General features: G+C 70.7%; 7 protein-coding genes. 5 read left to right on the forward strand and 2 right to left on the reverse strand.

Features of this window, described 5'->3' with window-relative positions:
* The first annotated feature begins 244 nt into the window (after positions 1-244).
* From K0M70_RS10580 to K0M70_RS10600, 5 genes are all read left to right on the forward strand, one after another.
* On the forward strand, positions 245-1,333 hold the full coding sequence (locus tag K0M70_RS10580; RefSeq protein ID WP_290781830.1) for an alkene reductase: 1,089 nt from the start codon (positions 245-247) through the stop codon (positions 1,331-1,333).
* Between the two features lie 65 nt (positions 1,334-1,398).
* Positions 1,399-2,763, forward strand: coding sequence for a hypothetical protein (locus K0M70_RS10585; protein WP_290781831.1), 1,365 nt, complete (start codon positions 1,399-1,401; stop codon positions 2,761-2,763).
* Positions 2,764-2,797: 34 nt separating this feature from the next.
* Entirely contained in the window at positions 2,798-3,568 is a 771-nt protein-coding gene (locus tag K0M70_RS10590) for a hypothetical protein (protein ID WP_290781832.1), read from the forward strand.
* Positions 3,569-3,574: 6 nt separating this feature from the next.
* Complete coding sequence (locus tag K0M70_RS10595; protein ID WP_290781833.1) at positions 3,575-3,949, forward strand: YchJ family metal-binding protein; 375 nt, start codon at positions 3,575-3,577, stop codon at positions 3,947-3,949.
* Positions 3,950-3,991: 42 nt separating this feature from the next.
* Positions 3,992-5,080 carry a TraB/GumN family protein gene (locus K0M70_RS10600; RefSeq protein ID WP_290781834.1) on the forward strand — a complete coding sequence of 363 codons (1,089 nt, stop codon included), beginning with the start codon at positions 3,992-3,994 and terminating at the stop codon, positions 5,078-5,080.
* Here the strand turns inward: K0M70_RS10600 and K0M70_RS10605 are convergent.
* On the reverse strand, positions 5,077-8,181 hold the full coding sequence (locus K0M70_RS10605) for an efflux RND transporter permease subunit (protein ID WP_290781835.1): 3,105 nt from the start codon (positions 8,179-8,181) through the stop codon (positions 5,077-5,079). The genes K0M70_RS10600 and K0M70_RS10605 overlap by 4 nt on opposite strands.
* A 3-nt stretch (positions 8,182-8,184) precedes the next feature.
* Positions 8,185-9,214 (reverse strand): efflux RND transporter periplasmic adaptor subunit (locus tag K0M70_RS10610; protein WP_290781836.1); only part of this gene is annotated, 1,030 nt, incomplete at its 5' end.

Genomic DNA, 9,214 nt, shown 5'->3' on the forward strand with positions numbered 1-9,214 from the left:
GGCCCACGCCGGCAATGGCCTGTTGGCGCGAGTTGTCGAACGGCGTGGCCGGCGCCTCGCCCGGAAGCATCAGCAGAAGCGGCAAAAGCAGGCAGGCCAGGGCTTTCATCGCCTCATTGAATCGGGTGGGGCGTGCTCGCCGCGTCATGGACAAGCGCCATCCTGGAAACGATACGTCACGTTCACGCGGCTTTGTTTCATAAGCCAAGGCCCCCACTGTAGGTACCACTTCCAGGAGATTGCCATGTCCCAGCCCCTGTTCACTCCCTATGCCCTCGGCCCGATCACCCTCAAGAACCGCATCGTGATGGCGCCGCTCACCCGCTCCCGGGCCCTGGGCAACCAGCCCAACGACCTGATGCGCGAGTACTACACCCAGCGCGCCGGCGCCGGCCTGGTCATCGCCGAAGGCACCGCCACCAGCCCCGAGGGCCTGGGCTATGCCCGCATCCCCGGCCTGTTCACCGAAGAACAGGCGCGCGGCTGGGGCGACATCGCCCGCGCCGTCCAGGGCGAAGGCAGCCATTTCTTCATCCAGCTGATGCACACCGGCCGCATCGGCCATCCGGCCAACCTGCCCGTGGGCGCCGGGATGGTCGCGCCTTCGGCCATCGCCGCCGCCGGCGAGATGTGGACCGACAGCGCCGGAATGCAGCCGCACCCGGCGCCCAAGGCCGCCACGGCTGACGACCTGGTGCGCCTGCGCAACGACCACGTGCGCGCCGCCGAGCTGGCCGTGGCCAACGGCGTGGACGGCGTCGAGCTGCATGCTGCCAATGGCTACCTGCTGGGCCAGTTCCTCAACCCGCGCAGCAACCAGCGCACCGACGCCTACGGCGGCAGCGCGGAAAACCGCCTGCGCTTCGTGCTGGAGGTGGTGGACGCCACCATCGCCGCCATCGGCAAGGCGCGCGTGGGCATCCGCCTGTCGCCGTTCAATCCCTTCAACGACCTCGAGTCGGGCTTCGAAGGCGAGCGCGAGCAGTTCCTGGCGCTGATCGGCGAGCTGTCCAAGCGTGGGATCGGCTACGTGCACCTGGCCGGCGGCAGCGTCACCGGTGATCTGTTGCAGGAAACGCGCGCGATCTTCCCGGGCACGATCATCGTCAACGGCGGCTACGACGCCGCGCGCGCCGACGCCGACCTGGCCGCGGGCCTGGCCGACCTGGTGGCCTTCGGCCGCCACTTCATTTCCAACCCCGACCTGCCCGAACGCTTGCGTATGGGCGCACCGATCGCCGAGCTTGATGCCGACACGCTCTACACCCCCGGCGCCGCCGGCTACACCGATTACCCGCGCCTGGACGAGTCGCAAGCGCTGCTGGCTGACTGAACCGGGACCCTGCAAGTGCCGTCGTGGCCATGGTGGCGCCACGACGGCGATGGGAGAATCCCCGCATGGTTTCCTTCCTGCGACGTCTTGCCTTCCCCTGCCTGCTGCTGATGTTGGCGGCCTGCAGCGGTGCGCCAACGCGTCCCGACCTGGAGCGTCTGTACGAATACGACGCGCAGCGGCTGAGCCAGCCACCGGTGATCCTCATCCACGGCCTGATGGGTTCGACCCTGGTCGAGCGCGGCAGCGGCAGGGAGTTCTGGCCCGGCGGCCTGGGCACCATGGCGTTCAGCGAGTATCGCGAGCTGGCGCGCATGAAGGCCGTGGAAGACAGCGGCGGCGGCTTGATGCCGGGCGACCTGTTTTACGGCGTGGGCCGCGTTGACTACTACAAGACCCTGACCGACACGCTGGAAAACGTCGGCCGCTTCAAGCGCGGCCAGCCCGGCGAGTCGGTAGGTGCCGACGACCGCCGCCGTTACTACGTGCTGCTGTACGACTGGCGCCAGGAAAACCTGGCCGCGGTGGTGCAGCTGCATGCGCTGATCGAACAGATCCGCATCGACTACGACGACCCCGAACTCACCGTGGACCTGCTGGCGCACAGCAACGGTGGGCTGATCGCCAACTATTTCTTGCGCTACGGCCCGAACGACGTGCTTGACCAGGTGCCTTTCACCCCCTGGGACGAAGCCAGCCGCCACGTGCGGCGCGTGGTGCTGCTGGGCACGCCCAGCCTGGGCGCCGTCACCAGCCTCGAGCGTCTGCAGCAGGGCTTCAAGATCGCCCTGCGCACGGTGCCGGTGGAAGTGCTGGCCACCTTCGCCACGCCGTTCGAAACCCTGCCGCATCCCGACGCGCAGGTGGTTTTTTCAAGCGAAGGCGACCCGATTGCTTTCGATTTCTACGACCCCCAGGTGTGGCGTTCGCGCCGCTGGTCGGTGTTCTCGCCCGACGTCGAGGCGCGCGTGGTGGCCAGTGCGCCCAACCGGGCGGCGGGCCACGCGCAGCTGGCAACGCTGCAGGCGCAGTTTGCCTACCACCTGGACCGCGCCAAGCGTTTCCAGCTGGCGCTCAGCGCACCGGGTCGCGTGAGGGGCGTGCAGGTGGCGGCGTTCGGCGGCGACTGCGCGCTGACGCCGGCACGCGCCGTACTCGACAGCGACAAGGACGGCGAGCGCCTGGTCATCCGCCCCGACCAGGTGAAGAACCGCGTCAGCGGCGTGGACTACGAGCGCCTGCTGCTGCAGCCGGGCGACGGCCTGGTCACGCGCGACTCGCAGCTGGGCCTGGGCCTGACCGGGGCGCCAGGCAGCCAGGGCGGCATCTTCCCGATCGCCAGAAGCTTCTTCCTGTGCGAGCAGCACGACCAGCTTTCGGTCAATCCCTACTTCCAGAACAACCTGCTCAACTTCCTGCTGGCGCGTTGACCCCAGGGCGCGCGGGTCGGCATAGAATGGCCGCATGAATGATCTTCGCTCCCTGCTGATCGACTGCCGGATCGAACTGCGCAAGCTCTCGCGCGACTTCCAGAAGACCGAGCTGTGCGAACGCCTTGACCTGGCCATCCAGGCCCAGGCCAACGCCCGCAGCGCCCCCGAAAGCACGGCCGAAGTGAACGAAGCGGCGCCGGGCTTGGCGCCGGAGAAAGGCCAGACCGTCAGCCAGGTGGCGCTGGCCTGGCAGACCGCGGTGCGCGACCTCAAGTTCAGCGACCCGGCCATCTACGCGCGGCTGGGCGAAAAAGTAATGCGCCTGCTGGCCGCCAAGACCCTGGTGGATCCGGCCACCGAGATCGTGCAGCTGGAAAAGCAGGTGGCCGAGCTTCGCCAGTCCATCGACGCCCAGACGAAGGACCAGCAGGCCATGGTCGCCGAACGCGACGCGCTGCTGGGCTCACTGGCCAACGCCGTGCCCAAGCTCAAGGACAGCGGCGACCGGCTGGCAGTGGCGCTGGCCCGCGTGGCCTGGCTCAAGGCCGAAGCCGACAAGGTCGCGGCGTCCGCTGCCGCACCCGGCGCGGCGCGCGCGCCCGAACCGCAGGACACCGTCCCCTCCACCCCGCTGCTTACCGCCGCCGCCGCCGGCGCCGCCACCCTCACCCGCGAACAGCGCGAATGGTGCGTGGGTGAAGCGATGGTGCTGACCGGCTTCCAGTTCACGCCGGTGGAGCTGCTGGAAAAAGGCGACACGCACATCGCCAAGCTCATCCTGCAGGCACGGCAGGGCGGCTGAGCCGCGGTGGATTGCCCCTGCGGCCTGGGCCGTTACGACGCGCACTGCGGCCTGCTGCACGGCGGCGAGCCGGCGGCCGACGCCCAGTCCCTGATGCGCGCACGCTACAGCGCCTACGCCCTGGGCCGGACCGATTACCTGCTGGCCACCTGGCATCCGACCACGCGCCCGGCGGACCTGGACCTGGGGCAGGATCCGCCGGTGCGCTGGCTCGGGCTGGACGTGAAGCGCCATGCCAGCGAAGGCGACAGCGCGGTGGTGGAGTTCGTGGCGCGCTATCGACCCGGCGGCGGCCGCGCCGGGCGCCTGCACGAGACCAGCCGCTTCGTGCGTGAACGCCAGCTGTGGCTGTATGTCGATGGGCACGTGACGGATCGCTGAGGCCCCCTAGACTGGCGGCCAACCCCGCTGACGGACCTGCGCATGACCCGACTGCTTCGCTGTCGCCTCGCCCTGGCTTTGGCCTTCTCGATGATCGGGTCGCTGGCTGCCGCCCAGGCACCTGCCCAGCCAGACACGGTCGCACCGTCAGCCGACGCCCCCGACGGCGATCCCTTGCTGCAGGTGCTCGACACCGTGGTGGTCAGCGGCCTGCAGCCGGGTCCCGGCCTCTGGCGGGTGTCGAAGGACGGCCGCGTGATGTGGGTGCTGGGCACGCTGCTGCCGCTGCCCAAGCGCATGGAATGGAACTCGGCCGAGGTGGAGGCGAAAGTGGCGGCGTCGGGCGTGCTGGTGATGCCGCCGCGCACGTCCGTCTCGGTGGGGGGCTCGATGTTCGGCGCCATGTTCCTGGTGCCGTCCCTGCTCAAGGCGCGCAACAACCCGGGCAAGGAACGCCTGCAGGAGGTGCTGCCCCCGGCCGACTACGCGCGCTGGCAGGGGCTCAAGGCCAGGTACCTGCCGCGCGACGGCGCGGTGGAGAAGCGCCGTCCGCTGCTGGCCGCGATGGAGCTGCGTGACAAAGCCTTCGACCGCGAAGACCTGTCGTTGCGCAACATCGTCAGCCGCGTCGTCACCCGCGCCGCCGAGAAGGCCGACGTGCCGATCGAGCAACCCTCCGTGGGCGTGGAGCTGGAGGACCCCAAGGGCACGCTGAAGGAACTGGCCAGCAACCCGCTGCAGGACCTGGACTGCTTCCGCCGCACGATGGACCAGGTGGAAAACGACCTGGGCACGCTGGCCACCCGCGCCAACGCCTGGGCCCAGGGCGAAGTGGCCATGCTGCGCGACCTCACCTACACCGACAACGCCCAGGCCTGCAGCGAAGCCGTGCTGCAGTCCGCCCTGGCCCAGCGCAAAGGCATGAGCGACCTGCCGGCGCAGGCGCAGGCGGCATGGATGGCCGCGGCCGAGAAGGCGCTGGCCACGCACGCCCAGAGTTTCGCCGTGCTGCCGATGGCGCGCGTGGTGGGCCCCAGCGGCTACCTGGCGGCGCTGGAGCAGCGCGGCTATCGGGTGCAGGCGCCCGACGAGCCCGCCGCGCAAGACCCCGCGCCGACCGACGCCGACTAAGAGGCCGTGCGCTGCCTGCGGCCCAGCACCGCCACCAGCAGGCAGGGCAGGAAGGTCAGCGTCACCAGCGCCGAGAACGCCAGGCCGAACAGCACGATCGCGCCCAGGCCGCGGTAAAGCTCGGTGCCGGCGCCGGGGATCAGCACCAGCGGCGCCAGCCCGAACAGCGTGGTGGCGGTGGACATCAGGATCGGCCGCAGGCGCGACCTGACGGCGGCCGCCACGGCCTCGGCCGCAGAGGCTGCGCCCTCCTGCAGACGCTGGTAGGACTCGTCGACGATCAGGATGGGATTGTTGACCACCGTGCCCAGCAGCACCAGGAAGCCCAGCAGCGTGATCACGTCGAAGGGCTGGGACACGAAAAGATTCAGGATGGCCAGGCCGATGATGCCGCCGGCGATGCCCAGCGGCACCGTGGCCAGCACGAACAGCGGCCGGCCCCAGTGCTGGAAGATCGCCACCAGCAGCAGGTAGCACAGCAGCAGGGCGATGGCGAAGTTGCCCGACACGGCTTCGCGCGTGGCCTGCAGCTGGTCGCTGGCACCGCTGATGTCCACCGCCACGTCCGGCGGCACTTCGCCGGCGCGGCGCATCGGCTCCACCAGCTCGGCGCGCACGCGCTCCACCCCGGTCTCCAGCGCGATGCCGCGCGGCGGCACGATGTTGAGCGTCACCGTGCGGCGACCGTCCAGCCGGCGGATGGTGTCGGTGTCGGCGCTTTCGCGCAGGTCGGCCAGCGCCGACAGCGGCAGCACGGCGCCGGACGGCGTGGCCATGGGCATTTCGCGCAGCGCATCAAGCTGCTGCGTGCCGGCGCCGCCGAACAGGTAGATGTCCACCTTGTCGTCGCCCAGGATCAGTTCGTCCACGAACGCGCCGTCGCTGAGCGCCGCCACCGCGAAGCCGAAGCCGGCGCTGTCGTAGCCCACTTCGGCCAGCCGCTCCCAGCGCGGCAGCACTTCCACCAGCGGCTGGTCCAGCGTGAGGCTGGACGGGTTGGAGCCGACGCGCGCGCCCGGGAAGAGTTCTTCCGCGCGCACGTACGCGCGCCCGGCCACCGCGTACAGGTCGGCCAGTTCGACGCCCGAGATGTCGAGGTTGATGCTGCGCGAACCGCCGTCGTTGCTGGAGATGATCGAGCCGCGCGAGGAAAACGCGCGCATGCCCGGGTAGGCCAGGAAGCGCCGGTCCAGTGCGTCCATGGTGGCTTCGATATGCGCCGCGTCGATCGGCTCGGCGATGATGCGCAGGCCGCCGGGGCTGGCCGAAAGATTGTAGTAAGCCAGCGGCGGCATGTCGGTGTCGCCGCGTTCGAAGGGCGCCGCGTCGGCCTGCACGTGCGGGCCCAGTTCGGTCATCAGCTCGCGGGCGATGCCCTCCATTTCCGCCAGGTTGTAGCCCGGCGGCGCGATCATCCGGGCAAAGGTCTTGGGCTCTTCGCCTTCGGGCAGGTATTCGGCAGGTGGGGTCAGCCACCAGAGCGCGGCGCCGCAGAACAGCACCGTGCCCACCAGCACCTGTGTCCGTCGCCGCGCCGAGCTGGCCAGCCACTCCACTTTGTCGGCAATGCCGTCGAACAGCGCCTGGCCCGGCACCTGCGCCTGGTCCTGCAGGCCGAACGCCAGCCGGCCGGCCAGCGCCGGCACCACCGTCACCGCCACCGCCAGCGACGCCAGGATCGAGGCCGAGATCGCGATCGCGATGTCGGAGTACAGCTGGCCGGCTTCTTCCTGGATGAACAGGATCGGCGCGAACACCATCACCGTGGTCAGCGTCGAGGCCAGCACGGCCGGCCAGACGCGGCGCACGCCGGCGATGGCGCTTTCCATCCGCCCCAGGCCGCGGCGCCGGGCCTGGTCGATGCTTTCCAGCACCACGATGGTGTTGTCCACCGTCATGCCGATGGCGAAGGCCACGCCCGCCAGCGAAATGACGTTGAGCGTGCGGCCCGCAATCAGCAGGCCCACGAAGGCGGCGATGGTGGAGATGGGGATGGCGATCACGCCGGTCAGCGTCTGCGGCCGCGAGCGCAGGAAGGCGAACATCACCAGCGTGGCCAGCCCGGCGCCCAGGGCCAGGTTGGTCCAGACGTTGGCCACCGAGTCTTCGACGTAGCGGGCGTCGTCGCTGCTCAGGTTCAACTCCAGGCCCAGCGGCGCCAGCAGGTCGCGATTGACCTCGTCCACGGCCGGCAGCATCGCGCGCTTGATCGCGATCACGTTCGAGCCCGGCTCGCGCCGGATGGAAAGGCTGAGCGCCGGTTCGCCGTTGTTGAAGCTCAGCTCGCGGCGTTCGAAGTGGTCCAGGCGCACGCTGGCCACGTCGCGCAGGCGCACCAGCGCGTCGCCGCGGCTGGCCAGCACCACGTCCTCGAGCGCCGCGACGTCGCGCACGCGGCCGACCGTGCGCAGCAGGTAACGGCGCTTGCCTGAATCGAGGTCGCCGCCGGAGGTGTCGCGGTTGCGGGCGCGCACGGCGTCGCGCACCTGCGCCAGCGTCAGCCCGCGTTCGGCCAGGCGCGCGGGATCGACCTCCACCCGGATCTGGCGCTCGCTGCCGCCGCCCACCTGCACCAGCGCCACGCCCTCGACCCGCTCCAGCCGCGGCCGCACGAAGTCCTCGACGTAGTCGCGCATCATGTCCAGGTCCAGGTCGACCGGGCTGTCGGCGCGGGCGCCGATGCGGAAGTACATGAAGGCGTTGTCGGAGAACGAGCTGGTGGACAGGCTGGGCTGGTCCACGTTGTCTGGGTAGTTCGACACCTGGCTCAGCGCGTTGGAGGTGCGGATCAGCGCCTCGTTGATGTCCACGCCGAACGGGAACTCCAGCTCGATGCTGGCCTGGCCGGTGGACGCGCTGGACACCATGCGGCTCAGGTTGGGCAGGGTGCGCAGGTACTGTTCCTGTTCGAGCAGGATTTCCTGCTCCACGTCCTGCGGCGTGGCGCCGGCCCAGCGGGTCTGCACGCTGATGGTGCGCACTTCCAGGTCGGGGATCATCTGCACCGGCACCCGCAGCGCCGCCGACGTGCCCAGGATGCACAGCACCAGCACCGCCACCGCGATCAGGTTGCCGTGGCGAAGCAGCTTCTCGAAGCCCATGGCTCAGTCTTCCCCGGGCCGCACGGCGTCGCCGTCGCGCAGGGCTTCGTTGCCGCGCACCACCACCCGCTCGCCGGCGGCGATGCCCTTGGCGATCGCCACCATCGTGCCGCGGTCGCGCAGCACCTGCACGGTGCGCTGGCGGGCCACCCAGGCCTCGCCCTCGCGAAGCACCACGAACAGGCTGTAGCCGCCGTCGGGCTGGCGCAGCAGGGCGTCGCGCGGCACCGCCAGCGCCGCCTGCGTGGCGGGCAGCGAAACCACGGCGCGCGCCGAAGTGCCCGGCAGCAGCCGCCCATCGGCATCGTCCACGCGCAGCCGCAGCAGGAAGGTGCGCGCCAGCGGATCGCTGACGGGCACCCGCGCCTCAATCCGGGCAGGCAGGGCGACGCCGTCGAGGGCGTCGGGGAACACTTCGACCTTGGCCTGGCCCGCCAGCGCCGCGAAACGCTCCTGCGGCACCTGCACGTCCAGGCGTACGCGGTCGGTGGCCACCAGGTCGAGCACGTTGTCGCCACGCTGCACCCATTCGCCGGCCTCGGCGTTGCGCGCGGCCACCACGCCGGCGAACGGCGCCGGCAGCGCGTGCCGCGCCACCAGCTCCTGCTGTTCGCGCGCAGCCGCGCGGGCGGAGGCCAGCACGGCCTGGGCCTGCTGCAGCCGCGCCTCCAGCGTGCCCACCTGGCTGCTGGGGATGAACTTTTCGGCCGCCAGGCGGCGACCCTCGGCCAGCAGGCGCTCCGCCTCGGCCGCGGCGGCGGCGGCTTCTTCGGCCTGCGCCCGGGCGCGCGCCAGCGCATGCCGGGCCACGGCGTCATCGAGCTGCATCAGCAGCTGCCCGGCCTTGACCCGCGCGCCGGCATCCACCCGCGTGTCGCGCACCCGGCCATCCACGCGCGGCGAAAGCGCCGCGGCCCGGTCCGCGGTCAGGGGGCCGGTGAGCTGGATCTGTTCACCGAATGTCGCCGGCTCGGGCACCACCACGCGCACGGGCACCGCGGCCTGGGCCGGGGCCAGCCAAAGGCCAAGCGTT

This window comes from Arenimonas sp., from assembly GCF_019459675.1.
GTDB lineage: Bacteria > Pseudomonadota > Gammaproteobacteria > Xanthomonadales > Xanthomonadaceae > Arenimonas.

Excerpts from the sequence above, each read along its gene's own strand:
- K0M70_RS10580 (WP_290781830.1), top strand. The coding sequence starts at position 245 with ATGTCCCAGCCCCTGTTCACTCCCTATGCCCTCGGCCCGATCACCCTC.
- K0M70_RS10585 (WP_290781831.1), top strand. The coding sequence starts at position 1,399 with ATGGTTTCCTTCCTGCGACGTCTTGCCTTCCCCTGCCTGCTGCTGATG.
- K0M70_RS10590 (WP_290781832.1), top strand. The coding sequence starts at position 2,798 with ATGAATGATCTTCGCTCCCTGCTGATCGACTGCCGGATCGAACTGCGC.
- K0M70_RS10600 (WP_290781834.1), top strand. The coding sequence starts at position 3,992 with ATGACCCGACTGCTTCGCTGTCGCCTCGCCCTGGCTTTGGCCTTCTCG.
- K0M70_RS10605 (WP_290781835.1), bottom strand. The coding sequence starts at position 8,181 with ATGGGCTTCGAGAAGCTGCTTCGCCACGGCAACCTGATCGCGGTGGCG.